The sequence below is a fragment of the Nonomuraea aridisoli genome, from assembly GCF_003236395.1.
GTDB classification, from domain to species: domain Bacteria; phylum Actinomycetota; class Actinomycetes; order Streptosporangiales; family Streptosporangiaceae; genus Nonomuraea; species Nonomuraea aridisoli.
On the sequence record NZ_POUD01000024.1, the window covers coordinates 1 to 24,515 of the forward strand.

General features: G+C 71.0%; 29 protein-coding genes. 13 read left to right on the forward strand and 16 right to left on the reverse strand.

What is annotated here, in order from left to right:
* From C1J01_RS08705 to C1J01_RS08730, 6 genes are all read right to left on the reverse strand, one after another.
* A partial coding sequence (locus C1J01_RS08705) for a hypothetical protein (RefSeq protein WP_146615505.1) occupies positions 1–353 on the reverse strand: 353 nt, incomplete at its 3' end.
* The gene (locus C1J01_RS08710; protein ID WP_111177900.1) at positions 350–613 is read right to left on the reverse strand and encodes a hypothetical protein; all 264 of its coding nucleotides are present in this window, start codon (positions 611–613) and stop codon (positions 350–352) included. The genes C1J01_RS08705 and C1J01_RS08710, both read right to left, overlap by 4 nt.
* 69 nt (positions 614–682) lie before the next feature.
* Positions 683–1,219, reverse strand: coding sequence for a hypothetical protein (locus C1J01_RS08715; RefSeq protein WP_146615506.1), 537 nt, complete (start codon positions 1,217–1,219; stop codon positions 683–685).
* Entirely contained in the window at positions 1,212–1,589 is a 378-nt protein-coding gene (locus C1J01_RS08720) for a hypothetical protein (RefSeq protein WP_111177904.1), read from the reverse strand. Before C1J01_RS08720 ends, C1J01_RS08715 begins: the two co-directional genes overlap by 8 nt.
* Positions 1,586–1,945, reverse strand: coding sequence for a MerR family transcriptional regulator (locus C1J01_RS08725; RefSeq protein WP_111177906.1), 360 nt, complete (start codon positions 1,943–1,945; stop codon positions 1,586–1,588). The genes C1J01_RS08720 and C1J01_RS08725 overlap by 4 nt, the downstream gene beginning before the upstream one ends.
* An 82-nt stretch (positions 1,946–2,027) precedes the next feature.
* On the reverse strand, positions 2,028–2,489 hold the full coding sequence (locus tag C1J01_RS08730; RefSeq protein ID WP_111177908.1) for a helix-turn-helix domain-containing protein: 462 nt from the start codon (positions 2,487–2,489) through the stop codon (positions 2,028–2,030).
* A gap of 236 nt (positions 2,490–2,725) precedes the next feature.
* Here C1J01_RS08730 and C1J01_RS08735 point away from each other — a divergent pair, with 236 nt between their 5' ends.
* The 13 genes from C1J01_RS08735 (at position 2,726) to C1J01_RS08790 (ending at position 14,705) form a co-directional block, all read left to right on the forward strand.
* Positions 2,726–3,127: a hypothetical protein gene (locus tag C1J01_RS08735; RefSeq protein ID WP_111177910.1), complete on the forward strand. Its 402-nt coding sequence runs from the start codon at positions 2,726–2,728 to the stop codon at positions 3,125–3,127.
* A gap of 129 nt (positions 3,128–3,256) precedes the next feature.
* Positions 3,257–3,649 (forward strand): hypothetical protein, encoded by a 393-nt coding sequence (locus tag C1J01_RS08740; RefSeq protein ID WP_146615507.1) that lies wholly within the window; start codon positions 3,257–3,259, stop codon positions 3,647–3,649.
* Entirely contained in the window at positions 3,634–5,052 is a 1,419-nt protein-coding gene (locus tag C1J01_RS08745; RefSeq protein ID WP_111177914.1) for a tyrosine-type recombinase/integrase, read from the forward strand. Before C1J01_RS08740 ends, C1J01_RS08745 begins: the two co-directional genes overlap by 16 nt.
* Positions 5,053–5,571: 519 nt before the next feature.
* On the forward strand, positions 5,572–5,742 hold the full coding sequence (locus C1J01_RS49660; RefSeq protein ID WP_181448639.1) for a hypothetical protein: 171 nt from the start codon (positions 5,572–5,574) through the stop codon (positions 5,740–5,742).
* The gene (locus tag C1J01_RS08755; RefSeq protein ID WP_111177918.1) at positions 5,736–6,368 is read left to right on the forward strand and encodes an HAD family hydrolase; all 633 of its coding nucleotides are present in this window, start codon (positions 5,736–5,738) and stop codon (positions 6,366–6,368) included. The genes C1J01_RS49660 and C1J01_RS08755 overlap by 7 nt, the downstream gene beginning before the upstream one ends.
* Before the next feature lie 61 nt (positions 6,369–6,429).
* Positions 6,430–7,611, forward strand: a complete 1,182-nt coding sequence (locus C1J01_RS08760) for a helix-turn-helix domain-containing protein (protein WP_111177920.1) — start codon at positions 6,430–6,432, stop codon at positions 7,609–7,611.
* A gap of 365 nt (positions 7,612–7,976) precedes the next feature.
* A complete protein-coding gene (locus C1J01_RS49020; RefSeq protein ID WP_146615508.1) occupies positions 7,977–8,252 on the forward strand; it encodes a hypothetical protein in 276 nt (91 codons plus the stop codon).
* A complete protein-coding gene (locus C1J01_RS08765; RefSeq protein ID WP_111177922.1) occupies positions 8,245–8,490 on the forward strand; it encodes a hypothetical protein in 246 nt (81 codons plus the stop codon). Before C1J01_RS49020 ends, C1J01_RS08765 begins: the two co-directional genes overlap by 8 nt.
* 205 nt (positions 8,491–8,695) lie before the next feature.
* Positions 8,696–9,205 carry a hypothetical protein gene (locus C1J01_RS08770; RefSeq protein ID WP_111177924.1) on the forward strand — a complete coding sequence of 170 codons (510 nt, stop codon included), beginning with the start codon at positions 8,696–8,698 and terminating at the stop codon, positions 9,203–9,205.
* A 107-nt stretch (positions 9,206–9,312) separates the two neighbouring features.
* On the forward strand, positions 9,313–10,263 hold the full coding sequence (locus tag C1J01_RS08775; protein WP_181448640.1) for a DUF2637 domain-containing protein: 951 nt from the start codon (positions 9,313–9,315) through the stop codon (positions 10,261–10,263).
* The gene (locus C1J01_RS08780; protein WP_111177928.1) at positions 10,260–11,660 is read left to right on the forward strand and encodes a hypothetical protein; all 1,401 of its coding nucleotides are present in this window, start codon (positions 10,260–10,262) and stop codon (positions 11,658–11,660) included. The genes C1J01_RS08775 and C1J01_RS08780 overlap by 4 nt, the downstream gene beginning before the upstream one ends.
* A gap of 11 nt (positions 11,661–11,671) precedes the next feature.
* A complete protein-coding gene (locus C1J01_RS08785; RefSeq protein WP_111177930.1) occupies positions 11,672–13,867 on the forward strand; it encodes a hypothetical protein in 2,196 nt (731 codons plus the stop codon).
* Between the two features lie 274 nt (positions 13,868–14,141).
* Positions 14,142–14,705, forward strand: coding sequence for a DUF4352 domain-containing protein (locus tag C1J01_RS08790; RefSeq protein ID WP_111177932.1), 564 nt, complete (start codon positions 14,142–14,144; stop codon positions 14,703–14,705).
* 81 nt (positions 14,706–14,786) lie between these two features.
* Here C1J01_RS08790 and C1J01_RS08795 read toward each other — a convergent pair whose 3' ends face one another.
* The 10 genes from C1J01_RS08795 to C1J01_RS08840 all read right to left on the reverse strand — a co-directional run bounded on the left by C1J01_RS08795 (position 14,787) and on the right by C1J01_RS08840 (position 24,485).
* Positions 14,787–15,257 carry a hypothetical protein gene (locus C1J01_RS08795; RefSeq protein WP_181448641.1) on the reverse strand — a complete coding sequence of 157 codons (471 nt, stop codon included), beginning with the start codon at positions 15,255–15,257 and terminating at the stop codon, positions 14,787–14,789.
* Between the two features lie 79 nt (positions 15,258–15,336).
* A complete protein-coding gene (locus tag C1J01_RS08800; RefSeq protein WP_146615510.1) occupies positions 15,337–16,338 on the reverse strand; it encodes a peptidoglycan recognition protein family protein in 1,002 nt (333 codons plus the stop codon).
* Positions 16,335–16,682, reverse strand: coding sequence for a putative phage holin (locus C1J01_RS08805; protein ID WP_111177938.1), 348 nt, complete (start codon positions 16,680–16,682; stop codon positions 16,335–16,337). The genes C1J01_RS08800 and C1J01_RS08805 overlap by 4 nt, the downstream gene beginning before the upstream one ends.
* Positions 16,675–16,884 (reverse strand): DUF7620 family protein, encoded by a 210-nt coding sequence (locus tag C1J01_RS08810; protein ID WP_111177940.1) that lies wholly within the window; start codon positions 16,882–16,884, stop codon positions 16,675–16,677. Before C1J01_RS08810 ends, C1J01_RS08805 begins: the two co-directional genes overlap by 8 nt.
* Positions 16,881–17,207, reverse strand: a complete 327-nt coding sequence (locus C1J01_RS08815; RefSeq protein ID WP_111177942.1) for a hypothetical protein — start codon at positions 17,205–17,207, stop codon at positions 16,881–16,883. The genes C1J01_RS08810 and C1J01_RS08815 overlap by 4 nt, the downstream gene beginning before the upstream one ends.
* Complete coding sequence (locus C1J01_RS08820; RefSeq protein ID WP_111177943.1) at positions 17,207–17,698, reverse strand: hypothetical protein; 492 nt, start codon at positions 17,696–17,698, stop codon at positions 17,207–17,209. Before C1J01_RS08820 ends, C1J01_RS08815 begins: the two co-directional genes overlap by 1 nt.
* Before the next feature lie 165 nt (positions 17,699–17,863).
* On the reverse strand, positions 17,864–20,578 hold the full coding sequence (locus tag C1J01_RS08825; RefSeq protein WP_111177945.1) for a fibronectin type III domain-containing protein: 2,715 nt from the start codon (positions 20,576–20,578) through the stop codon (positions 17,864–17,866).
* Complete coding sequence (locus tag C1J01_RS08830) at positions 20,575–21,456, reverse strand: hypothetical protein (protein WP_111177947.1); 882 nt, start codon at positions 21,454–21,456, stop codon at positions 20,575–20,577. The genes C1J01_RS08825 and C1J01_RS08830 overlap by 4 nt, the downstream gene beginning before the upstream one ends.
* Positions 21,453–23,699: a phage tail protein gene (locus C1J01_RS08835; RefSeq protein WP_146615511.1), complete on the reverse strand. Its 2,247-nt coding sequence runs from the start codon at positions 23,697–23,699 to the stop codon at positions 21,453–21,455. The genes C1J01_RS08830 and C1J01_RS08835 overlap by 4 nt, the downstream gene beginning before the upstream one ends.
* Positions 23,700–24,122: 423 nt before the next feature.
* On the reverse strand, positions 24,123–24,485 hold the full coding sequence (locus C1J01_RS08840) for a phage tail assembly protein (RefSeq protein WP_111177951.1): 363 nt from the start codon (positions 24,483–24,485) through the stop codon (positions 24,123–24,125).
* Between the last annotated feature and the right edge of the window lie 30 nt (positions 24,486–24,515).

A 24,515-nucleotide genomic window follows, 5' to 3' on the forward strand; every position in this document is an offset into this window, starting at 1 on the left:
GGCTGGGGCTGCGGGCGGGGGGCGCCGTTGTACGGTGGCCGGCCGACGTCGGCGGCGCGCATCGTGGCGAAGGCGGCCGCGGCGGACTCGGCCTGGCGCTCGCGGGCGCGCTTGGCGAGCTCGTCGCGCAGCAGCTTGTCGAGCTGCTGGCCGGTCCGTGTCAGCTTGTCGGCGAGCACAAGGGCGGCGTGGAGCTTGGACTCGTCGCCCTCGCGGGAGACGCCGGCCGACAGGCCGGCGACCCACAGGACGAAAGCCTCGTCGGTCACGTCGACCCGGATCTGCTCGGGCAGGATGGGCCGGTCGGAGTAGTACATGCCGACGGGGAACGCGTCGGCGGACAATCTGATCATCGGGGGGTCTCCAGAGTCTCGGCGTCGGTGCCGGAAGTCGTGAGCTCGTTCCTGAGCGCGGCAACCATCTCGATGCCGGCGTGGGCGAGCGCGGCCGCGGCGTCGAGGTCGCTGTATTCCAACTCGACGCCGCCAACGAGCAGGGCGGCCGTGGGCGGCCCGTCGGCGTGCTGGCGGACGCCGAGGAAACGGGCGTCGCCGTCGTCCACGTGGACGGGCTGCCTCGGCCCGGGGACGGGCTGAATGCCGATAGGGTGCATTGATCCCTCTCTGACTGGTCGGGGATGGTGCGTGCCGCCCGCCGATCGGGGTCCGGCGGGCGGCAAGTCCTACAGGCGCCAGGCGGGCAGCAGATGCTCGGGACGCAGCACCGGCTCGCCGTCGGCGTCGGCCGCGTCGGCGTCGCCGTCGAGCGCGCCGAGCACCTGGGCGCACACATGCGCGACAGCCGCCCACGTGCCGCACGGGTCATCACCAGGGGTTCGCTTCATCGCGGCGTCGCGCCAGCTCCGAGCCACCTGCCGGGCGCGCGCCACGGCGAACTGGGCGTCCTGCTCGGGGTCGTGCTCAGCGTGCGGGTGGTAGACGAGCTCGGCGTCGCTGATCCACTGCGGAGGCTCGTCGACCTCGCCGGCCAAGATGACCTCCGACGTGTCGTCGGACCAGCGGTCCTCGCCAAGACGGCGGCGGCCGATCGCGGTCCAGGCCGACCGCCAGTCGTCGTCGCGCCAGACGTAGGCGATCCGCAGCCGGGTGACGAGGATCTCCACGGGCGCGCGGCCGGTCCGCCGCAGGACGGCCGGGCCGTCGACGCGGAACTCGACGACAGTCCGCACGCCTTCCGGAACGGCGACGGGCCTATCCACGGGCGCCTACTTCGGTGGCCACCGGGTCGCCGTCGAGGATCCGCTCGCCTGACTCGCGGAACTGGGCTGTCGTGATCGCATACCACACGTCGACGTCGACACCCATGAAGGTGCCGCGGATGCCGATCCGGATGCGGTGCTTGCCGTGCTTGTAGCGGTGGAAGGTCCACGTGGGCCCGGTCAGCGCGGCCGCCGCCTGGCGCAGGCCGGCGAACACCGCGTCGACGGACCCGGGGCCCAGGAGTTGGCCGGTGATGCGCGCGTTCCCCTCCTGGTCGTCGCGGGTCTGCCAGACCCAGACGGGGGGCAGGTCGTGTGTGGTCAGCTGTGCGAGCGCGGCGGCCGCGATGTGGTGGGGGCGTGTGCTCATCGACGGATGCCCTTCGTGATGGCGCGCAGCAGGGTGCGCAGCGCCGCGGCTTGGTCCTCGGTGAGGGAACCGCGGTGGTCGTCGTCGACCACCAGCAGCGTCAGGACGTCGGCGGCGGCCGCCAGCTCGTCGCTGCTGATGCCGGTGAGCTGCACATGTCTGGCGTCGGCGAGGGCAGGGTCCGCCTTGAGCGCGTGGACGTCGTCGGCGTAGAAGCGGCGGTGGCCACCGAGCGTGCGGAAGCAACGCAGCCGGCCGGTGTCGGCGTAGCGGAGGACGGTCCGCCGGCTGACGCCGAGCAGCTGGCCCACCTTGGCGACGGTGTATGCGGTGACCGCCGGTTTAATCTCGGTCATGAGGCTTGCGCCCCTCTCTCGGGTTGGGGTTGCAGGTCTCGCGGGCTCTGGCCGTGGCGTCGGCTGGGGCCCGCGCCGCTTGTCACTCGGTGGCGTTCTCGAAGGTCTCGCGGTACCACTCGAGGGCCTGGCTCTTGCGGATGCGCAGGCGGCCGCGACGGCCGTAGCGGCTGAACGGCGGGCCCTCGCCGATGGCGCGGTAGTGGCGCAGCGTCTTCGGCTTGATCTTGCAGAGCTCTGCGACCTCCTCGAACAGGAGGATGGGATCGTCGTCGTGCTGCAGCGTGTCCATTCGTCGGTCCTCCGTGTTGTGCGAATCTTCGGACACCTCGCCGGTGGTGAAGAGGCTGGAGAGAGGGAGGCGAAGCTCCCTGGCGATGGCCTCGGCGATGGTGGGGTTGCATCGTCGGTGGCCTCTGAGCAGGAGGGACATGAACTGCTTTGAGATGCCGACGGCTGCAGCCAGGTGGGCGCCGTCGGTGCCGGCCTCCTCTATGGCGGACGTGAGGTTCTGGATTCGTGCGGCGTAGGTGGTGCGTGCCATCGCGGGGTGCTGCCTCGCTCTCCGTTGTGCGATTCATCGCACGCTAAGGCGCAGTGCCGAACGTTGTCTAGGGTTGCCGAGCATCTTGTTAGTCCCGGTTTGCTCAGGTGGGCGGCACTTACCTCCTGGCTCTGCTTTACTCCCTTCAGTTGTTGACTCGGTTGCCGAGCAGTACAAGAAGGGGTGGCCGCTGTGCGTTTCGGCCACCGTCTCGGCCCCACGAAGAAAGGGACAGCATGCCGACGAGTGGTGGGGCTCCCGGCAATGATCGGCTGAGCGCATTCGTCCGCGACTACCTGCAAGAACACGACGAGAGCGAACGCGGCCTGGCCGCCCGTGCCATCGACCCGGAGACAGGGCTCACGCTGCAGCACGGCTGGATCAACCAGCTGAAGAAGGGGCGCGTGCCACGCGCGCCCGAGCTGTGGCGACTGCGAGCCCTGGCGGTGGCCATGGAAACGCCAGTTGCCGCGCTGGCACAGATGGCAGCAGCTCAGTGGCTTGGCGTCGAGGTCGCCGACGTCCAGACGGGAGAGGAGGAACGTGTCAGTGTCACCGTGCCGAAGGGAATGACGCCGGCCGAACGGGAACGCTTTATCCGGATGGCCGAGGACATCGCGCGGCACCTGAAGGAGTAATTGCAGATACGACCTAGTGGTGCATCCGACATAACAACATGATTTCTGTTAGCAAAACGGGACAACACCACATCGACACGCGTGGACACACTCGGCACTTCAGGCAACAGAACGCCCAGAGAGGCCCGTATGTCCCCGCTGATCGTCATACGTCTCGTTGATCCGGCCGAACTGGTGTCCGGCCGGGTCAATATGAAGTGGCGCCCGACCGCCATCGACGTGTTGCTGGACCGGACAGTCGTCGACCCTGAAGCGCTCCCAGTGCTGGAAGAGGCCGCGGCACGGGGTCTGGCCCAGCTCTTGCCGATCCTTCAGCCCGGCCGACCGGTTCCCGTCGTCCGCTATTTCCTGGAACGTGACATGCCGGTCGGAAGTTTACATTTGGACATATCCCCGTTCCAGACGGACATCTTCATCTCCCAGGGCCTAATGCCGGAGGCTGTGGCCGAAGAACTGAGTAGTCACTCAACTCATATGCTGCGCCGGCTGCGCTCGTGGAGGTCGATATGGCGAAACCGGTAAAGCGGTGCAATTGCCGCGACGCGAACGGCAAGCTGCTCGGCAAGCAATGCCCGCAGCTCGCCAAGCGAGATCACGGAGCCTGGTGGTATCGGTACGAAGCACCGCCCGCCGCCGACGGCAAGCGCCGGCGGCCCTGGGCGGGCCCGTACAGGACGAAGACCGAGGCCGAACAGGAAGGATCCAAGCTGGCCGCGAGCGTGGCCTCCGGTGCGCCGGCCCCGGACCGCAAGCTCAAGCTCGGCGCCTTCCTCCGCAACTGGATCAAGGGTAAGCAGCAGCTCAGCGAGCGCACCCGGAAGGGATACGCCGAGCACATCGACCTGTACCTCGAGCCCGGCCTCGGCCACGTGCCTCTGGCCGAGCTCCGCGAGCACCATCTGTCCGAGCTGTACGAGGCGATGGCACAGATCAACCGGCCCCTGGAGGGCGAGCCCAGCGAGATGCTGCGCCGCCTCCTGGCCGTCCGGGCGAGCGCCGCGTGGGATGGCGCCAAGCCCGGCCAGCTGCACATCAGCAAGCCGCTGTCGCCGGCGCGGATCCACCGCGTGCACGCGACCCTATCCAGTGCGCTGAGCAGCGCGATGCGGCAGAAGGCGGGCGGCATCTCGCACGACCCGTCGAAGAACATCGAGCTGCCGAAGGTGCGCAAGCGGCGGCCGCTGCTGTGGACGCCTGAGCGAGTGGCGAGCTGGCGCGCGCAGGTGGAGGCCGAGGCGGCCAAGCCGGCGGCCAAGCGGCAGCCCGTGCCGCGGCCGGGGCCGGTCATGGTGTGGACGCCGGCGCTCGTAGGGGAGTGGCTGGACCTGCTGGTGGAGTGGGACGTCAGGCTGTATCCGCTGTTCCACCTGATCGCTACGCGAGGACTGCGACGCAGTGAGGCGTGCAATCTGGAGTGGATCGACACGTCGCTGACCGGGAAGGGCCCGAAGACGATCAGCGTGCTGGAGGACGAGAACGCCGAGGCCGAGGCGGGGATCAAGTCGGAGTCGTCGAGACGCGTCGTCGTGCTCGACGACGTCAACACGGGGCTGCTGCTGGGGTGGCGGCGGCGCCAGGCGGCTGAGCGGCTCGCGGCGGGGCCGCGCTGGGTCGGCAGCGACAAGGTGTTCACCGACGAGCGCGGCCGGCCGCTGGACCCGGACAAGCTGTCCGATCACTTCGAGTGGCTGATCAAGAAGTCGGGCCTGCCGCCGGTGCGGCTGCACGACCTTCGGCACTGCGCGGCGACGCTGATGCTGGCGGCCGGTGCCGACATGAAGGACGTGTCGGCGACGCTGGGGCACCGGCAGTTCTGGTTCACGGCCGACACGTACACGGTCGTGCTGCCCGAGCTGGCGGCCGCGTCGGCTCAGGCGACGGTGGCCATGATCCCGCGTCGGACATCACGGGTCAGCGGCTCATGATCGTTCGCGGGATGGTCCAGCATTGGTCCGATCCTGCGATCAACGAGGGGTCGGACCGGTGCTGACGATCGGGGTTTTGGCTGGTAGGGCGCCCGGGGCTCGAACCCGGAACCTACGGATTAAAAGTCCCGGGGAATTGCGTGTCGATCATTACCGAACAAGATCTTTCAGTGCCATCTGTGCAGCTCAGCGTTGTTTACCAACGCCATTCGCTACCGATGAATGCCGAGCATTTCCAAGCTTTATGGTCCAGCAATGGTCCAGCGCGCTATCGTCATGGTCCACAACAAAGACGGGCCCGCCCGGTGAGCCAACACCAGACGGACCCTTGATCATCACCTGTGCGACCAGGAGGACGATCCAATGCCGCAGTTTACTGCGATGCCGAACGCTGCCGTCGAGACTTGTCAGCCATGGTGTGCCGACCACGCCGACGCCACCCCACGCGGCCGCCAGGCCGACCCTGCCGACCAACTGTGCCAGCGCACTCGGACTTCGCCGGCGTACGGCGAGATTCTCATGACGCACAGCGCAGACCAGGGAACCACCATCGCGCTCTACCGCACCCGCGACGAGCTCACCCCGGCCGAGGCCGAGCAGCTGGCGTACGCGCTGCTGCAGGAGGCGGCCGCCGCCCGCGCCGCCGACGCGGGCGCTCCGGGGCCAGCCCATAAGCTCGGCGAGTGCTGACCTTTGCATTCGACGTCGGAGAGACCATCGTCCGTGATGACCGCTACTGGGCTTCCTGGGCTGACTGGCTCGGCCTCTCCCGCCACACGGTCTCCGCGCTCGTGGGCGCCGTGGTGGCCCAAGGCCGGGACAACGCAGACGCCCTTCGCTTGCTGGTGCCAGGCGTTGACCTCGACGCCGAGTACGCAGCTCGTGAAGCGGCTGGCCGCGGCGAGCGCATCGAGGAGGAAGACCTGTACCCGGACGTCCGTCCGGCCCTGGCTGCGCTGCGAGCGGCCGGGCATCGTGTGCTCATCGCCGGCAACCAGACCGCCCGCGCCGGCGAGCTCCTGCGCTCCCTCGATCTGCCGGTCGACGGGATCGCCACGTCCGGCGAGTGGGGTGTCGCCAAGCCTGGCCCTGCGTTCTTCACCCGCTTGATTCAGTACGCCGAGACCCCGCCGGAACGGATCGTGTACGTAGGCGACCACCCGGCAAACGACGTCACGCCCGCCAAGGCCGCCGGCCTGCGGGCCGCACACATCCGCCGCGGGCCATGGGGGCACCTGTGGGCCGAGCACCCGGTCGCCGCCGCGGCCGACTGGCGGATCAGCACGCTTACCGAGCTGACCACCATCTCGGGCTAACACTGGGCAGGTCAGTGACCAGCTCGCTACAGTCCGAGAAGAGCCTCGTACTGGAGTCCTCATGCCCTCAGCGCCTCACGGCGGGCTAGGCCGGCGCGTCGCCTACTACCGGAGCGTCGCCCGTCTCACGCAGCAGCAGCTGGCCGACGCCGCCACGATCCACATCGGCACACTGCAGAAGATCGAGCGCGGAGCCCGGGGCGCCAGCGACAGCATCGTGGAGTCGATCGCCGCCGCCCTCGGCATCGACCCGTCTCTGCTCCTGGCGGACCGCGCCCAGGCCAGCTCTCGCATCCACGCGGCCATCCCCGCCCTGTCCGCAGCCATCGCCGCCTACGACGTGCCCGACGACGGCCCCGTCCGGCCGGTGCCACAGCTCCGCGACGCCGTCACCGAGGCCGTAACCTGGCGAGTGGGCGCCCAGTACGTGCAGATCGTCCGCCGCATGCCGGATCTGCTCAGCGAACTCTTCCGCGCCCTGCAGATCGCGCCTACCGAGCAGCACGCGGAGATCGCCCGGCTGACCGCGTCAGCTCTGCGAAGCGCCGACGCGGTGGCCTACAAGTTCGGCGCCTACGACTTGAGCGCGAGACTCATCGACCTCATGCGGTGGGCCGCCCAGCAGGCGAACGATCCCATCCTCTCGGCCGCGTGCGCCTACGTCCGCACCGAGACCTTCTTTGCCGCCGACGCCCACAGCCAGGGCCTACGTGCTCTGGTCGCCGCCATCGACCAGGCCGCGCCGCCAGCCGACGTGACGACCACAGCCGCGCTCGGAGCGCTGCACATGCGCGCGGCCGTCATCGCCGGTCGCGGTGGCGACGTCGACGCCGCAGAGCTGCACCTCGCCGAGGCCCGCAGGCTCGGCGACCACGTGCCAGAAGCGGTGTACGCGGGCACTGCCTTTGGGCCTCACTCCGTGCGCATCCACGAGGTGTCCGTCGCCGTCAGCCTGGGCAGCGAGCACGTCAACCGCGCCCTCGAGGTCGCACGCGAGTGGGCGCCCCCAGGCGCGCTGCCTGCCGAACGACGCTCCGGCTTCTACATCGAGCTGGCCCGCGCCCAACTCTGGTCGGGGCTCCCCGACGACGCGTTCGAGAGCCTCAAAGTCGCCCGGAAGATCGCACCACAGCACACCCGCGATCATCGCTGGGTGCGCGAGGACGCCGCGACGCTGCGCCGACTGAAGCGCGCCGACGCCGAAACCCTCACCAGCTTCGCCGAATGGTGCCACGCCACCTGAGGTAACCCACGCTGGGTCACTTACATCGGCGCAGGCCCTGCACCATCTGGACTGTCACGACGACGGCCACAGATGGGATCGCTCATGACCACGTCAGTGCCGCCTGCGCCGATCCCCGTGCGCGACACGATCAGCATTGCGCGCCTGCACGGCTTGGCCTGCCTGTACTGCGGCGCAGTGAACAAACTGCAGCCCGCCGGTCAGGTACTCCACCGAGGTCGGTCCTGGCCCATCGTCGCCTGCGACACCCACGTCCATCGCTCTGCGCCCCTGGACCGGACGACGTCACCGCCGGCCCAGGGACTTGATCAGGAAGTGAGGTCCTGACCCATGACCGACCATATCTCTGGACACCGGGACGGCCCATGAGCGTTCAGGCCGACGACGTCCTCTTCGCCTGGTCCGCACGTGACCACAGTGGCGAGGGTTCATGCGGTGTCACGAACGAGCCCGAACTCGCCGAGAAAAGGCTGCAAGCCGCACTCGACGCCCTCCGTCCCGGTGCTGTCGGGATTGTCGAACTGGTGCGTCTGGACTGGGACGCCCGCCAGCCGTCCTATGTGCACGGTGCCGTTGTTCTTCGATCCCGCCGCAAGGACAGAGGACCCGGGATCTCCGCTGTGGTGATCGACCGTGGCTGAGGTTGTGGAGAATCAGCGCGACCGTCTGCTGCATGCGCTTGAGATGACGTATCCCGGCTGGAACATCACCGTCGAGGACGGTTGGTGGATCGCTGAGCTGTGCGGACAGCTGACGCCGCAGCTGTCGAAAGCTGGCGTCGTCCGGTACATCAGGCGCACTGACGGCGTGGCGCTCGGCACCGCGCTGTCACAGCAGGCGGCCCGGCGGCACAGCGTCGGACCCTGCACCTTCGTATAGCGGCCCGGCCGGGCGCCTGCGAATGGCGCCCGGTCGGGCGGACGGCCCCCGCCCGCGTGCGCCTACCCCATGGAAACCGCCGGGCCGGGGCCGCTCCAAACGTCCGGCCGGGATTCCCACGTCCCGGCCGGACCAGGCCCCCCGCGACGCTTCTCCGGGCGAAGCGGGGGGCCGCCCTACACATGAGCCCCTCACCATCCCGTCCATGTCCCTGGAGAGCACCGTGATCAGCGCGACGAGCGAGTACGTGCACAGCGATGTTCATGAGACCGTCGCGCACCACCTGGGCGACGGCCGCTGGGTCGTCTCCGACATGCCCGGCCTGGTCATCGACCGGACCGCCGCCATCCGGCACGTCATGTGGAAGGAAACGGAGAGGGGCAGGCAAATCATGTACGAGCAGGCACGCGAGACCGTCACCCCCGAGAAGGCCCGCGCCAAGGTCCAGGCGCTGCTGGCCGAGGCCCGGGCGGTGCTCGCGGTCGCCGGCCCCGTCACCGACTCCTGGCTCGCGGCCCGCATGGACGAGGCGAACTATCTGCTGTGCCTCACCCAGCTCGTCTTGGGCCGCCTGGAGGGCGAGCGCGGGGCCGTCTGCGTGCTCTGCCAGCGCAGTGACCGCTCCATGCGCCAGGTGGGCGTCTCGCCCGAAGGGCTGCTGTTCGCCTGCGTCGACGGCTGCATGGAGTCGCTGATCAAACCGGCGCACACCTAAGCCGTCAGGTTCCCCACCCGGCAGCCACCAGGTGGGGAACCGTCCAACTTTGCCCGGACCCAAAGCACCTTGGAGCCCGAACGATGCACGACCGTACCGGCGATCAAGTGACCGCCACCAGAGACAAAACGGACGACTTGGCCGCGCCCTCGCCGGCCGCCGCGCCGCCGCGCCGGCGCCGCTGGTGGCGCCTGCCGGTCGTCCTCCGTAGGCGGGCGGACGACGGGATACGTCCTGCCCTGCCGGCCGCGCCGGGCCCGGCTGACTCCCCGGGCCCGGCCGCGGTCCCCGCCCCCGTGCCAGGCGGCCGTGCCATCCGCGGCTGGTCGATCGCCACCATCCTCATCGTGGCCATCGTCGGCACGGCCATCAGCTCGTGGCACGCCTTCGAGCTCGTCCACGGGGCCGGCGAGCCCGTGCCAGTGGCGCTCGGCTACCCGCTGCTCATCGACGGCCTCATCTTCATGGCGAGCATGAACATCCTGCATGCCGCCCGCTACGGCGGCGGCAAGCCGGTGCTGGCCTGGGTGACGCTGTGCCTGGGCGCGCTCGTGACGCTGGCGGTGAACGTCGCCTACGGGTGGGACCGCGGCCTGCTCTCGCAGTTGATCAGCGCCATCCCGCCGGCCTCGGTGCTGCTGTCGTACGAACTGCTGATGAAGCAGATCCGGATGACCTCGCGCCGCGCCGCCCACGCCGCCCACGCCGCCCCGGCCGCCGACGCCGGCCACGCCGAGCCACCCGCCGACGAGGTGGCCGAGCCGTCGGCCGCCCCGGCGCCGGTCGCCCGGAACCTGGCCGAGGCGGTGCTCGCACTGCGCGCCACCGGCGAGTCGATCCGGGGTGTCGCCCGCGCGTTCGAGATCCCGCGCAGCAAGGTGGAGACCATCATCCGCCAGGCTGAGGACGGCGGCGACGAGGCGGCCGACGAGCCCGCCGACGACGAGGCCGACGAGGTGATCGCCCGCCTGCGCGACAGCAAACCGCTGCCGCCGGTCAACGGGGCGGCCGCCGGCGGCTCCACCCTGTTGCGCGGCTCTCTGGGCGGCGGCGTATGACTACGCCGGACACCGACCTCGGCGGCCGCCCCGACGACCCGGACGAGACCGGCGACGAGCTCGACGACCTCCCGGACGGCCACGACGACGAGCCCGGCGTGGGGCCAGGCTCGTCGCTGCACCAGGCGGACGACGCCGACCCGGCCGCGGACGACCAGGCCGCGCCGGTCGACCTCGGTACGCCTGTTGGGCAGCTGGCCGCGGGCGCCGCCCTCGTGACGGTCGCCGGCGGGCTGGTGCTCTACCAGGCAGGCGGCTGGACGTGGCTGGCCATCGGCGCCGCCGCCCTGGCCGCGCTCGCCATCCTCGTCGTGGTCGCGCCGCTGGCATGGCGGCGTCTGCGCGGCCGTCGACCGTACACGTCCGGTGCGCGCCGCAGCTGGCCGTCGAGCCGCCGGTCGGCCGGTGGCGGGTGGCGCGTCCCTCGAGGCAGCCGCGCCGCCGCCGGCCGTTCCCGCGGCGGCGTACGTGCCGCCCTCAGCCGCATCCTGCCGCGCGGCCGCTCGCGCTCGGCCGCACCGGCAGCCGGCCGGGCCGCCCGCCGGGGCAGGCTCGGCCGGGCAGCCCGCGCCGTGGCCGCCGCCGGCCGACGCCTGGCCGGGCGTGGCCGAACCCGGCGCGGCCCGAAGACCATGCGCCGGGTCGGCAAGGCCACTGCGGCGGCCGGGCGGGCGATCAAGCGCGCCACCCGTCTGCCACGCGCCGCCGCCCGGCTGGCCCGGGCGGTGCGCGCCGCCAGGTCACGGACCCGTAAGGCGGCCGCGGGCGCCGGGCGACGGCTCAACGCGGCCACCGGCGGACGCCTCGGCCGCGCCTGGCGGCGGCTGGCGGCAGCGCGCTGGCCGCGCGCCCTGCAGGGGCGCGCGCGCACATGGCTGCGGAGGCTGGCGGGCGGCCGCGCCGCCGGCCTCTGGCGCCGCTGGCGCGGCCGCCGCCAGGACGACAGCAAGAGCGCGGACGAGGAGGACACGCAGCCGATACTCACCGTCGCGCCTGCCGCCTCCTCCCGTACGACTCGCCGGGCCTCCCGGACCCGGCTGGAAGGATCACCAATGTCTGAGTTTGCCCTGATCACGCATGCGACCGAACTGCCGACCATCGCGGCCGAGTACCAGGCCGGTCACATGATGGAAGTGCGTGGACATGTGGCGATGCTGCGAGAGCTGCCGCTCAGCGCGGGCGCGGCCGTGCGTATCTTCACCGAGCGGCTGGCCGCCGACTACCCGCTGAACGACGAGGCCAAGGAAGCGCTGCAGCGGATCTATGAGGCCCTGGGCGCGGTGGTCGACGCGTGTGACGAGGCGGCCGAGGTGTTCGAGAGCACCCACGAGGCCGACATCGACCGCTTGGAGCACCAGCGCGTCGGCGAGCCGATGTGGGACGCCGGCGCCCTGTGAAGGCACAGCAGATGAGCAAGAGCGCGACGGGCGAGGGCCGCCGGGCCGACTGGTCGCTGCGGCCGCGCGGCCCGTGGAGCGCGGCTGCGCTGTCCGGGCTGGGCCTGGCCGTGGCCGCCGGCATCGGCCACGAAACGGGCGTCGATCCGCTGTGGGCGGCCGCCGCCGGCACGGTGGCCACGGTGGGCACGCTCGCCGTGCACCGCGACGCCGGCGCCGGCCCGCTGTGGTACCGGCTGAGCTGCTGCATCGGCGGTGGCGGCTGGCTGACATGGGGCTTGGCTCACGGCATCTGGTCGGAATGGACGGCCGGCTCGCTCGGCCTCGGGTTGCTGGCGGCCGCCATCCTGTCGCCGATCGCGCGGCGGCCGCCGCTGCCGCGCCCGGCCGCGCCCGGGGACGGCGGGCGCCGAGCGGTCGGGTCGGCGGTGGTGCTGCGCCGCCACGTCCGCCAGGCGCAGGAGTGGGCGGCGCGGATCCACCGTGTCGCCCGGATCCGTGTCGTCGTCGACGAGGTCCGCGACTGGGGCAACGGCTACGGGTTCAGCATGCTGCTGCAGCAGCCCGCGGGCCCGTCGACCACCAGGCGGCTTGTCCAGGCGGCCGAGGGCCTCGCCGAAGACGCGGGCCTGGAGCACGGATGTGGCGTCGAGTTCAAGCCGGGGCCGCGCCGGGGCACCCTGTGGATGCTCGTGAGCACTGTCAACGGACTGGCCGAGGTGATCCCGTTCCCGGGCATCCGGCTCGGCGGCAGCATCACCGACCCTGACGCGATCCGGCTCGGACAGCACCGCGACGGATCGGTCGCCACGGTGGCGCTGCGCGAGTCATCCATGATCGCGGCCGGGCAGAAGAGATCCGGCAAGACAGGGCTGCTGCACGACATCACCGCGGACGCCGGCGCCCTGGACGACACGGTCGTCTGGCACATGGACCTCAACGGGGGCGGCATCTCCAGGGCGTGGCTGCGGTCATGGCTGCAGGGCCGCACCGCCCGGCCGGCGATCGACTGGGCCGCGTCGTGCCCCGAAGAGGCGCTGCTGATGGCGCACGCCCTCATCGCCATCGCCAAGGACCGTAAGGCCACCACCGCCGACCTGAAGGCCGAGCACAACGTGCAGTTGCTGCCGGTGTCGCGGGAACTGCCGGCAATCCTGCTGATCCTCGACGAGGGCAAGGAGGTCCTCGGCACGAAGATCACCGACGCGGTGATTCGAGAGATCCGCCGGCGCCTGGAGCAGCTCGTCGACATCGGCGGCAACGAGGCGGTCAACGCGGTGCTGTCGGTTCTGCGGTCGGTGTCCACCGCGCTGTCGACGGACATCCTGAAGCAGTGCTCGACGCGGGCCACGATGCGAGTGTCCGACCAGAGCGAGCTGGATTACCTGTTCGGCTACCGGCGCGGCATCACGCCGCAGGACGCGCCAGAGCAGGGCTCAGGCTTCCTCGCCGTCGCCGGCAGCGGGCCGCGCCCCTTCAAGGCATTCTTCATGCGGCCCTCCGACATCGACGCCGCCGCGGTGGCGATCGCCGAGCACCGGCCCGACCTCGACGCCGCGGCGGCCGCGGCCGCGGGCGAGGCGTACGCCACCAGGTTGGAGCGGATGAGGTACCTGTTCGCCACCCCCGCCGAGCAGCAGGCCATGACGGCCCCCGCCCCGATCGCGCTGCCCACCGGCGAGCTGTGGCACCCGGGCGGCGCCGACGAGGGCCAGGGCGACGTCGACGCCGGCGAGCGGCTGCCGACCCGTCGCCCACCCGGCACCGTGGAGCGCCGTTCGCATCTGCGCCTGCTGTCCCCGGGCGGCGTGACCGCGCACTGGGGTGACCTGGACCGGCGGCGTCCTCGCCGGCCGGCCGCCACGCACCCGCGCCCGGCCGAGCAGCCGCTGCGGGCCGAGCACGTCCGCGAGGTCGACGACGGCAGGCCGATCCCCGAGCTGCTGGAGCGAGCGCTGCAGCTGCCCTGGACCGGCACGCCGCCGCGTCTGCACAGCGAGCGCCTGGCCGCGCAGCTCGGACTGTCGGAGCACGAGCTCGCGCAGCTGCTCGCACCGCTTGGCGTGCACCCGCTGCCGAACGCATTCGAGCGCGGCGGCGTCCGCCGGCGCGGCTACGCGCGGGCCGACGTCGAGGCGGCCGCGGCTGCGATCCGCCGCGGTGACCTCGACGTGCCCGAGGAGGTGGCCTCCTGGACCGCCGCCTGACCTCTCACGGGCACCTCCCACGCGGGCCCCCCACACCCTGGGTGTGGGAGTTGCACGCGGCCGCACGTGGGGGGTGTGCCACCCTCACGCCGCTGGCCTGCGGCGAAACGCCCGTGTGGGGGTGTGGGGCCATGAGGAGAGCCGGGGTTTTGGCCGTACGTGGCCAGGCCCCACACGCAACCCGCACGGAGCCGCGAGCGTCCACGTACGGCGTCCGCCGCCATGGATCACCTGTCCGAAGTTTCCGATTCCCCCTTGTCCCCGGGAGAGTTCCATGAGGTTCATCGCGTTACTGTCCGCCGCCCTGCTCGCGCTGCTGCTCGGCTGTGGAACCCCGACCGTTACCACCATGCCCAACACCGAGGAGCCCACCGCTGAGGAGAGCAGCGCCGAACCGACGAAGGCCACGCCGAAGAACGCCGGCCCCGCGAAGGTCGGCGACACCATCACTCTGCAGGGGTACGAGCCGGCCGTGAAGGTGGCCGTCACGGTCGCCAAGGTCTACCCGAACCGGCCCGGCGGCGAGTTCGACCAGCCGCAGGACGGACACCGCTTCTACGCCGTGCAGCTGGTGCTCAAGAACGTCGGCGAGGCCGGTTACGGCGACAGTCCCGGTAACGGCGCTTACCTGATCGACAGCGAGGGCCAGCAGCACAGCACGACGTACGCATCGGTGCAGGGGCTGCAGGGCTTCGAGGGCACCGTCACGATGGGGCCCGGCGACACCCGCCGCGGCGTCATCGTCTTCGAGGTCCCGGAGAACGCGAAGATCGACCGGCTGCAGTTCGCCCTCGAGTCCGGGTTCGCTGACCAGAAGGGCGAGTGGCACCTGAGGTGACACCCGCTCCACACACGACCAAAGGCCCCCGCCCCTCACCCGGAGGTGAGGAAGCGGGGGCCTTTGTCGTGCGGGCGACGGTCAGCTGTACGTCGACGGACCACCGGTTGTCTTGGGCAGTGCCCGGGTGTTCTTGTCCCGTACGAAACCCGGCGCCGGGTCTGCGGCCGGCGTCAGGCCGAGCGGCAGCAGCACCATCAAGACGACGTTCAGCGCGGTCACGAGCGCTGCCGTCGACTGCTCGGACAGGGGAAGGCCGAACGCGATCAGGCCGGTCAGGATGGTCTGCACGCCGCCGGTCAGCGCCGACACCACGAACGGGCGCGTTGCCACCGCCACCAGCACGGCCACGAGACCGGCAGCAACCGTCATGACCCAGTCGGACACCTCGGCGGTGAATCCGAGGTCGTTGAGCGCGGGAAGCGTGACCAGGAACGCCAGCACGGCCTGGAGCGCATGCAACCAGGCGGCCGGTTCACGGCCGAAAACCTTCATCATGATCACCTCATCTGAGGTCGGAAAACAGGAACCGGGCTGGCCGCAGAGCGTCATGAGCGCGGCCTGCAGCAGGCCCGGTGAGGGGATGCGGCGCGGGCCGTACGGCCGCGCCAGTTCGTCGAGCTCTCGACGGTCAGGGGTAGCGGTGCATGATCGCCTTGAAGGCGCTGGAGGCTTCCAGGACGACCGGCCCGGCTGACGCGTGCCGGATGGTTACCCGGGCGCGGCGGTCCGTCGACAGCTTGAAGTGGCCGTTGAGGCCGTACTCGACGCGGCCGTCGACGTCGGCCCGCACCGTGGCGAGCCGGTTGATGGGCCAGGCGACGTCGACGAGCGTGCCGTCGTCCAGGTGCCGGGTGAGGCCGATCTGCACCGGCTCGCCGGGCGCCAGGCCGCGCAGCGCGACGTGCGCTGTCACGTCGGCCCACACGTCGACGTTCGGCGCGATGCTCTGCCCGCCGGCGGGGTGCCAGCCAGAGGTGTCCTTCCACTCGGCCGTCCACCACGGCTGGTAGTCCTCGGCCGCGGGGACGGTGATCTCGTCCTCCAGGCCAGCGCTCACGATCTCCGGCATCGGCATGTCGTCCTCCGGTTCGGTAGGCGGTGAAGTGGGCGGCGCCGAGCTGCTCGGCCGGGGCGCGCCGTCGCGCACCCACGCGTACAGCTCGGGCCCGGGACAGCTGGTCGCGTAGCCGTCGCGGTGGCCCTTGATCTCGCGGCCGGCGTCGCCTTCCTCGCGCAGCCACTCGATCGCGTCGCGGATCCCGTGCAGCATCGCCGGCGGCGGCTCGGTGACGCCGGACGTGCCAACGAGACCGAGCACGGCGTAGTGCCCGGAGTTCAGCCCGGCGCCGTTGGCGGCCGGCAGGTGGTGCAGGCCGCGGCCCACGAACACCTTCCTGTGGGCACAGACGACGGCGCTATAGCCGATGTCCTGCCAGCCGTTGCCATCCATGTGGCCGCGCTGAACGCCTCTCACGGCCTCGACGCACGCCTCATGGTCCTTGAGCGTGCGCGGGTCGACGCGGCCGCCGGTGTAGTGGACTTTCACCCCCCGGGTGGAGCCCAGATAGGTGTAGGAGCCGCGCGGGGTGCGAGCGCCCCACTTCGCGCGGCTGACCAGATCAACCATCAAGATCCTTTCTCCTTGCGGCGTACGCGGCGCTCGGCCAGCTGGGCGCGGGCGATGATGACGAGCCGCCAGCTGAGCACCCACGCGAACGCCAGGAACGCCAGCGCGCGGACGTACAGCCACAGCAGGTGCGTGTCGGTGGGGCCGGCGAATCGGCCGCTGGTGAGCAGTTGCACGGACCACAGCGACAGGCCGGCGGCGAGCACGGCCATGAACGAGAACAGGTGACGCCCCATGGGGCTGCGCCACCAGCCGGCAGTCAGGCTGTAGATGACGACGCAGCTGAGCGCCAGCAGCGTCGACACGACCACCAGCACGCTCCCGGCGGCGTAGACGAGATCAGCCACGGTTCCCCCTGAGAGCTGCTTCCAGCAGCTCGGCGAAGTGGTTGGACTCCCGCAGCTCCCGCAGCTTGCGAGCGAGCGTGAGGTGCTCCCGGGCGTGTTCGCGGGCGCGCTGCAGGTCCTTTTCCGCCTGCCTCTTCGAGGCGGCGACGTCGTGGGCCGCCTGCTGGAGGCCGGGCTGCTGCTCGTGCCGCTCGTCCGTCATGGCTTCGCCTCAATCTGGCCGCGTAGCTCGGTCAGCAGCGCAACGGCTATCTGGGCGCCCTCGTTGCTGGCCGCCAGGGCGGCCCTGAGCTCCCGGGCATGCGCTTCGCGGGTGAGCTCGTGCGCGTCGCGTTCTTTCTGCCAGAGGGTGCGCCACTCCTCGGCGTCGGCCGCCGCTTCCCGGAGGCGTGCGTCGCGGTCGGCACGCACGTCTTCCAAAGTCGACCGGGGAACCAGCCGGCCGGTGGCGATGAGCCAGATGATCGCCAGCAGGACGACGACCGCGCCGCCCTGAACGATCGGCAGCTGGAGCAGCCCCTCCATCAGCGCATGCCGACGAACGTGGACGGCGGCTTGGTGTGGAAGGTCGGCTTGCGGGGGCGGTCGGCGTTGGCGCGGAGCCACTCGACGGCCAGGACCCGCGACTGCACGCGGGCCGGGTCCAGGCGCACGCCCTGGCGCAGCGGAGCGAGCGGGTCCTCGGGCGCCGTCCGCGCGGATCCGACATAGGCCAGCGCGGCGGCCCGGTCCGAGTGTGGAGCGTCCTCGATGCGGACCATATGCCGTTTCACCGCGTCGATGCGTGCCAGGTGCGCCGCTCGCCGCTCGACGTCGGGAACTCCCGGCGTCCAGCAGGTGGGCAGCCCGTGGATCTCCTCGAGCAGTGCCGCGCAGGCGGCGTTCTGCCAGGCCAGTGGATCGTCCGGGCTGGGCAGGTGCGGCTCGTACAGCGCGATTTCCAGCAGCGTGTCGAGGTCGTCAGGGTCGATGCCGTATTCGGCGCACCGCCATTCCATCTCGGTGTTGGGCAGCACGCGGATTCCGTGCGCGTTGTTGGCGGGGTTGACCTGGTATGCCCCAGATCGGCTCGCCGCCCACGGGGACGGCAGCGGGCTGCGCGGGGTTGAGCAGGTCTGCCGCGGTATACGCCAGCTCGACATCCCACGTCTGCCACAACTCGGTCATGGTCGTTCTCCTGCTCAATGGCGGTGGGACCACCAGTAGTAGGCGGTGCTGGTGGCCCAGTCGGTATTGATCCGGAAGCCGGTCTGGTTCGACCAGGTGCAATACCAGTCGCCGGCCGGGTCGTGGTCCTCGGAGTCGCTCTCCTGGACGCCCCGGCGGACGACGGCGACAGGCCCCATGTTGCCGATCATCGTGGCGCCGTAGGAGATCCACATAGAGCCAGGGGGACCACCGGGAGTCGCCACCAACGAACCGGCGATGATGCCGGCGGTAGGCCCGAGCGCGGTGAAGTCCCACCACCGGCCGACATGCCTCGTGCGGCCGGTGCCGTCGAACCAGAAATACTGCTCGTCCTCGGGCAGGTGGAAATAGCCGTATCTGGCGTAGCTCTCGGCGAGCTCCATGAGGCCGCCGTTGGCGTCGGTCAGCGTCGCGTCGCGGACCTGCATCTGCATGAACCCGGCGGCGATCGTCGTCTGGGACGCGGCGGTGACGGCGGCGTTGGTGCCGGACGTGACCTCGAATGTTGCCTCTCCGGCGAACCGATCGTCGCGCGTCCTGAGCCTGGTGTAGTTCGTACCAGAGCCGGCCGGGATAAAGCGCATCTCGGGGAAGGTCGCGCCGGGCGGGGCGAACTCCAGCCGCCGGCCGCTCGCCGCGGTGCGGATGAAGGCGCCCGTGATCGTCTTGCCGTCGATCGCCGTAGCGCTGAGCTTCGCCGCGGTGACGGCCCCAGCGTCGATCTTGTCGGCCTGGACGGCGTTCGCCGCTAGGTGGCCGGTCTGGATGGACAGCGCTTGGATCAGCCCGGAGGTGATGGAGTTGGCCACGATCTTGTCTGAGGCGGTGATGCTGCCGTCGACGATGTTGGCGCCGTTGATCACCTTGCCGATGAGGTCGGTGTTGACGAGCGGCTGCGTGGCGATCGATGCGCTGCCGGATTCGCCGGACTCGTTGCCCCTACGGTCGACGCTGGTGAGCCGGAACCACCGGGTCTGGTTGTACGGCTGGTCGGTCACCAGGACGGTGCCGGCGGCGCGCAGCTCGTCGACGACCTCGTACGGGCCGTCGGCCGCGGCGGCCATCCACACCTTGACCCGCTCGAAGTCGGACGGCATGGCGACGTCGCCGGCGCCGAGCCCGTCCCATGTCACCTGGATCACGCCGAGACGCGTGGCCAGGGTGGGCGTCGACGGCACGGGCGGTGGGGTGACGTCGTCCGGGATGAGCGTCACGAACTGGTCGGAGAACTCGCCCGGGGTGCCGTCGGCGGTCGCGCGGACCTTGAACGCGTACGTGAACCCGACCGGCAACGGCGAATAGGTGGTGGTGGTGTCGCTGCCGTCGGTGCGGGCGATCATCCGCCACACCTCGCCGGTCTCGTTGGGACGGGCGAACAGCTCGTAGCCGTCGACGTCGATGGCGACGCCGGCGACGTCGGCCGTCACGGCCGACCAGGTGGCGGTGATCTGGCCGCGGGCGAACCCGTACTCGTCGACGTAGGCCAGCGGGTTGACGATGAGCCCGGCAGGGGCCGCGGGGACGCGGCCGCCCGCCTCGGGAGCAGGGTCGCCGCCGGACCCGCCCGAGGCTACGCCGCCGGCGAGAATGCCGGACATGCGGCGTGCAAGCCGGAGGTCGGCCTCGAGGAACCTGTCGTTCAGCACGAGGTTGCCGGCGAGCTCGCCGTCCTGTGCGCGGGTGAGGCTGATCTGTCGCACTCGCAGCGACTCCATAACGCCGTCGGCGCCGGGGGCGAGCACGTGCGCGCCGGGGCTGTAGTGCTCCCACGGCATCCATCGGGCCGCCTGCAGGGTGATGCCGCGGGTGATCTGCAGTCGCTCGCGGGCGACCCGGTCAAGGGCCGCCTGGCCGAGCAGCGTGGCGGTGCCGGCGTCTGCGACGCCGCCCTGCCGCTGGTGGCTCTCCCAGCGTCCCCACGGGGTCAGCGCCTCGGCGTTGGTCACCTCCAGCGAGAAGCCGTCCTCGCCCTCGATGAGGATCGCGGACGCGAGGTCCTCGAGGGTGCCCTCGTCGGGCGCCTCGGTGATGTCGCGGCCGAGCCGCAGGTCGACCGGCGCAGGCCCGGACGCGAGGTCGTCGCCCAGGACGGTGCCCTCGTTCCAGACACGCAGGGTGCGGCCCTGCATCGCCCAGTCGATCACGCCCTGCTCGGCGAGGTTGATGAGGATGGCCAGCAGATCCTTGCCGACCTCTACCTCGAGCGTGAGCGTGGTGTTCCACGGCTGGCCGGCCGAGTCGGCCGACGCGGTGAAGTTGACGGCCAGACCGGGGCAGGCGCCGCGCGCCTGGCCCTCGTCGACGAACGTGCGCAGGATCGCACCGGGCGACACCGCGCTGAACGGGCGTTTGCCCTCGTTCATGACGGGCCCGCGGTAGAGCAGCACCTTCCGGGTCATCCACGCGTAGCCAGGCAGCGTGTACGAGCGGGCGCCCGCCTGGTCGGAGGCGTCGCCCGACCGCTTGAGCCTGAGCATCCGCGAGTTGAGCGGCTCCACCCACGGGCCGCCGTCGACGCTGTACTCGACGGCCACCTCGACGGGGCCGTTCAGGCGCTCGGCGCCGACGGCGTACCGGCTGTAGGCCAGCGTGAGCGATGACACGTCGTTGAGCGGCCAGCCCACCTCGTACGACAGCGGTGTGGGCAGCAGGCCGAGGCGGCCGCCGTTCGGCGTGTACGCGACCAGGCGCAGCTGGTAGTCCGTCACAGGTGAGCCCTCCGCGCTCGAATCTGCAGGCTGCTCGCCGCGGTGGTGCCGCCGGCCGCCGCGGCGACGGTGACGGCCCGGCTGTACGGGTCGCCGTCGGCGATGGCCGGGGTGAGGGGAAGCCACCGCGACGCCGAGCCGGGCCCGGTCGCCTCCAGCTGGCCGGTGACGTCGTCGCCGTCGGCCAGGTCCCACGTGTCGCCGGTGACGACGGCGGCCGCCTGGGCGCCGCAGTCGACGAGCAGCCGCTCGCCTGCGGCCAGGGCGCCGTCCCAGGTGATGGCGGCGCCGGTGACGACGTCTGCCACGGACGGGTCGTTGGCGGGCCCGGTGACGCGCACCAGCGCGTCCACGATCGCCGCGGTGCTGCCCGCCAGCGGTGTGACGGGCTGCGCGGCGCCGGGCATCAGCCCGTCCCAGGTAACGGCGACCTCGTCGCGCCACACGCCGGCGGGCACCTGGAGCAGCACCTGCAGGCGCGCCACGGCGTTGCCGACGTCGACGGCCGGCTCGCTCGCGGACAGCACCGTGGCGTCGGCCTGGCGGACGATGCCGGGCGCCGCGTAGTAGCGGACGTCCAGCAGCCGGTGCCGTACGCCGAAGACGCCGGCGAGCGCCTCGAGGTTGCGTTCCATCGCCTCGTAACCGCCTTCGGTGTCGTCCGGCCACACGGGCAGCACATGCAGGTCCAGCGCGAAGCTGGTCGGCTCCAGGTCCAGGCCGACGATGGGCAGCTCGCCGGATCTGCCGGCGACCTTGACGGAGATGGCGCGGGCGGCGGGCATCGGCCGCCGGCGCGTTTCCGGGGCGAGGTACCAGCCGGGGCCGTCCATGCCGATGCCGTCGACCTCGTACGTGGGGTAGATGGGCGCGCTCATCCGAGCATCCCCAGCGCGGCCGCGTACTGCAGGGTGCGGTTCGTGGTGCGGCTGGTCGGTTCGGCCTGCGGGTAGTAGTTGTGCACCGTCAACCCGCCGCCGAGCTGACCGCGGCCGCCGCCGGCCGCGGTCTGCAGCTGGCCGTCGAGGTTGGGCAGAGCCGCGCCCGCCAAGCCGTTGGCCGCGCGGGCGACCAGGCGCTCGCCGACCGACATGCCGTCGGCGAGCATGCGGGCGATGGTGCGGCCGGCCTTGTCCGGCGGATGCGTGCGCAGCGGGCCCTCCTTCGCGGGAGAGAACGGCAGCCGCGACCGGATGGTGGCTGCGATGTTCGACATGGACGCCCCGACCTGGCCGACCATGGATCGGATGCCGTTGATCAGGCCCTGGATGACGTTCCGGCCGGCGGAATACAGCAGATTTCCCAGGTTGCCCAGGGCGGTGCGGATCCGGCCGGGGATACCGCGCACCACCGTGAGCACGTTGTTGATGCCGCTGCTTGCGGACGAGCGCATGCGGGTGAAGGCTTGCGTGGCCAGCGTTCCCAGGTTGCCGACCAGCGCAGACGCCGCGGACCGCGCCCGGCCAGGCAGGCCGCGCAGGAACGTGAGCACGTTGTTGATCCCGGTCGAGGTGAACGAGCGGACCCGGTTCCAGGCGGTGGTGGCCAGGGTGCCCAGTTGGCCGGGCAGAGCGGCCGCGGCGGATCGCGCCCGGCCGGGCAGCCCGCGGACGAAGGTGACCACGTTGTTGATCGCGTTCGTCGTGATGGTGCGGACTCGCTCCCAGGCGCCCGTGAACAGGCCGGCCACGGTCGATCCGAACGACGACAGCGCGGAGCCGATCTTGCCGGGCAGCTCGCCGAACCAGGTGGCTACGCGCTCCATGAGTGGTCCGAGGTCGGAGAACCACACGTGGATCCGTGACAGAACGGCGACGAACTCGATGGCCCAGGGGATGAGCCCGATCAGCCCGGAGATGAACCCGGCGAACATCTCCGGATTTTCCGAAATTATGTTCGATACGTCGGTGATCGCTGCGGCGATCTCCTCGAAGAGTCCAGGCAGCTGTGGGCCAACGGTGTCCAGGAGTCGGACGAAGGCGTCCGAGAGCGGCCCGATGGCTGGGCCGAGCCTCTCGAAGGCAAAACCGACTTGCTGGGCGAAACGCGCCAAAGCGGGAGCTATGCGCGTAAAAGCCTTCTCGATGTGCGGCGACAGCGCATCGAAGGTCGTGCGCGCGGTCCGCGCAATGGACTGCAGAGCGGGAACGAAGGGCTGCGCCATCCGGCGTAGCTCTTTGGACACGTGTTTCTGCAGGTCAGTGAAGGATTTCTGGACCTTCTTGTTCTCGGCGACGGCCCGGATGCCGATGGCGGCCAGCCCGCCGCCGAGCGCCACCACGAGGCCGGTGGCGACGGCGCCACCCACGAGCGGCAGCGTCAGCAGAGCGGCCGTGATCGCCACGACCGTGACAAAGACGTTCGAGCTCATCGCGGTGAAGGCCGACGAAAAGGCGCTGCGGATGCCGCTCGCCGCACGGCTCGCATCGCCATCGAGGCCCTGCACCTCGGTGCGGCCGCGGTCGACGTCGACATCGACGTCGACCTGCACGTGACGGTCCAGCCGCTCGAGCTCGGCCTCGAAGGCGTTCAGCTGCGCCAGGGCGGCCGCGGTGTTCATCCGGACGTCGACCGGCGCCGTCTCTGCCAGGCTGGCGAGCTCGCCGCGGATGGCGGCGAGCTCGGCCCGCGCGGTGTCGGCCTGGATGTCCACGCCGATGCGCCGGTCGCCGAGCTCGGCCAGCGCCTGGCGTAGCGCCTGCACCTTGGCATCGGCCTCGCTGCTGTCGGCCGTGATCTCGGCCTCGGGCAGGTTCGACAGCGCGGTCTGGATCCGCCGGCGGAACGCCTGAGCGAACGCGCCCGCCGCGGCGTCGCCCTCGCTCGGCATACTGCGCCGACTGCGGCGCGCCGACTCTTCCAGCGGGTCGCCGACCGGGTCGCCGAGGCCGCGCTCGACGCCGTCGGCCAGCTCGTCGCCTATCCGGCGGCCGAGCCGCTCGAGCTCGACGCCGGCCTGCCGGGCCTGCCGATCCAGGCCGCTGGTGTCCAGCGCGGCCGGGACGGTGACCTCAAGAGCTCGTTCCAGCCGCTCCAGGTCGTCTTCGAGGTCTCGGCGGAACCGTTTGGTGTCCGGCATCACCCGCAGAGACACGCGGCCGACCTGGCGCGCTTGAGCCATCCGTCGCCACCCCCTTGTGTCGTGCCGGTACGCCGAACTGCGCCCGGAGGTCAGAGACGGTGGTCACGCGGCGCCGCCGGGCCTGCTTGGCCTGCGGCCGCGGGTAGGGCTGGAACTTGGGCGGCTTGCGACGCCATCGGCCGCTCGCCCGTGTGTTGAGGTTGATGGCGTCGTAGATGTCGGCCAGCTGGCTGTTGACGCGGGTCCAGCCGCGCCAGTCCGGCCGCTGTGGTGCCTTGCGGGTCACGCGCTGCGGCTCGGGGTTGTTGCGCAGCTCGGCGATCAGTGCGGAGTCCTCGGGGAGGTGGTCGATCAGCGCCAGCGTCAGCAGGGGCGGCGGTCCGTCGCCGCGTACGACGTCGACCAGGTCGACGCGGTAGAAGCGGCGCAGGTCGGCGTACAGTGCGGCGCCGTGCTCGTCGATCAGCTCTCCGAGGGTTGCGCTTCCCCCGGCTGGGCGGCCTCCATGTAGCCGAGGAAGACCTCCATGAGGACGGCAGCGTCGTGATCGCACGCCTTGAACAGGCGGTCGGCGGCAGCCTTGGACGGCGCGACCACCCGCAGCACGTCCTCGAGCACCTCGGCCAGGTCCAGATCAGGCTGGTCCTTCATCATCTCGGCCATGTTCTTGAGCTCGTCGGCCTTGGCCAGCAGGTCTTTGCGCTTCTTGCTGGGCAGGCGCAGCAGCGACTGCAGCTGTACCTCGCCGTCGGGCAGCTCGACGACGAATGGGCCGTACTTGCGGTCGGCGGCCGCCTTGATGTCGGCGAGCGTGACCTTGGGCATGCGGACCTCCACAGGTGTTGTGGTCGGAGG

What these genes read in the sequence shown, in the direction of transcription:
- C1J01_RS08745 (WP_111177914.1), top strand. Translation starts at nt 3,634, where the DNA reads ATGGCGAAACCGGTAAAGCGGTGCAATTGCCGCGACGCGAACGGCAAG.
- C1J01_RS08790 (WP_111177932.1), top strand. Translation starts at nt 14,142, where the DNA reads ATGAGGTTCATCGCGTTACTGTCCGCCGCCCTGCTCGCGCTGCTGCTC.
- C1J01_RS08780 (WP_111177928.1), top strand. Translation starts at nt 10,260, where the DNA reads ATGACTACGCCGGACACCGACCTCGGCGGCCGCCCCGACGACCCGGAC.
- C1J01_RS08730 (WP_111177908.1), bottom strand. Translation starts at nt 2,489, where the DNA reads ATGGCACGCACCACCTACGCCGCACGAATCCAGAACCTCACGTCCGCC.
- C1J01_RS08810 (WP_111177940.1), bottom strand. Translation starts at nt 16,884, where the DNA reads ATGACGGACGAGCGGCACGAGCAGCAGCCCGGCCTCCAGCAGGCGGCC.
- C1J01_RS08840 (WP_111177951.1), bottom strand. Translation starts at nt 24,485, where the DNA reads ATGCCCAAGGTCACGCTCGCCGACATCAAGGCGGCCGCCGACCGCAAG.
- C1J01_RS08795 (WP_181448641.1), bottom strand. Translation starts at nt 15,257, where the DNA reads ATGACGCTCTGCGGCCAGCCCGGTTCCTGTTTTCCGACCTCAGATGAG.
- C1J01_RS08830 (WP_111177947.1), bottom strand. Translation starts at nt 21,456, where the DNA reads ATGAGCGCGCCCATCTACCCCACGTACGAGGTCGACGGCATCGGCATG.
- C1J01_RS08770 (WP_111177924.1), top strand. Translation starts at nt 8,696, where the DNA reads ATGTCCCTGGAGAGCACCGTGATCAGCGCGACGAGCGAGTACGTGCAC.
- C1J01_RS08815 (WP_111177942.1), bottom strand. Translation starts at nt 17,207, where the DNA reads ATGGAGGGGCTGCTCCAGCTGCCGATCGTTCAGGGCGGCGCGGTCGTC.
- C1J01_RS08710 (WP_111177900.1), bottom strand. Translation starts at nt 613, where the DNA reads ATGCACCCTATCGGCATTCAGCCCGTCCCCGGGCCGAGGCAGCCCGTC.
- C1J01_RS08720 (WP_111177904.1), bottom strand. Translation starts at nt 1,589, where the DNA reads ATGAGCACACGCCCCCACCACATCGCGGCCGCCGCGCTCGCACAGCTG.
- C1J01_RS08835 (WP_146615511.1), bottom strand. Translation starts at nt 23,699, where the DNA reads ATGGCTCAAGCGCGCCAGGTCGGCCGCGTGTCTCTGCGGGTGATGCCG.
- C1J01_RS08735 (WP_111177910.1), top strand. Translation starts at nt 2,726, where the DNA reads ATGCCGACGAGTGGTGGGGCTCCCGGCAATGATCGGCTGAGCGCATTC.
- C1J01_RS08785 (WP_111177930.1), top strand. Translation starts at nt 11,672, where the DNA reads ATGAGCAAGAGCGCGACGGGCGAGGGCCGCCGGGCCGACTGGTCGCTG.
- C1J01_RS08760 (WP_111177920.1), top strand. Translation starts at nt 6,430, where the DNA reads ATGCCCTCAGCGCCTCACGGCGGGCTAGGCCGGCGCGTCGCCTACTAC.
- C1J01_RS08725 (WP_111177906.1), bottom strand. Translation starts at nt 1,945, where the DNA reads ATGACCGAGATTAAACCGGCGGTCACCGCATACACCGTCGCCAAGGTG.
- C1J01_RS08740 (WP_146615507.1), top strand. Translation starts at nt 3,257, where the DNA reads ATGTCCCCGCTGATCGTCATACGTCTCGTTGATCCGGCCGAACTGGTG.
- C1J01_RS49020 (WP_146615508.1), top strand. Translation starts at nt 7,977, where the DNA reads ATGAGCGTTCAGGCCGACGACGTCCTCTTCGCCTGGTCCGCACGTGAC.
- C1J01_RS49660 (WP_181448639.1), top strand. Translation starts at nt 5,572, where the DNA reads ATGACGCACAGCGCAGACCAGGGAACCACCATCGCGCTCTACCGCACC.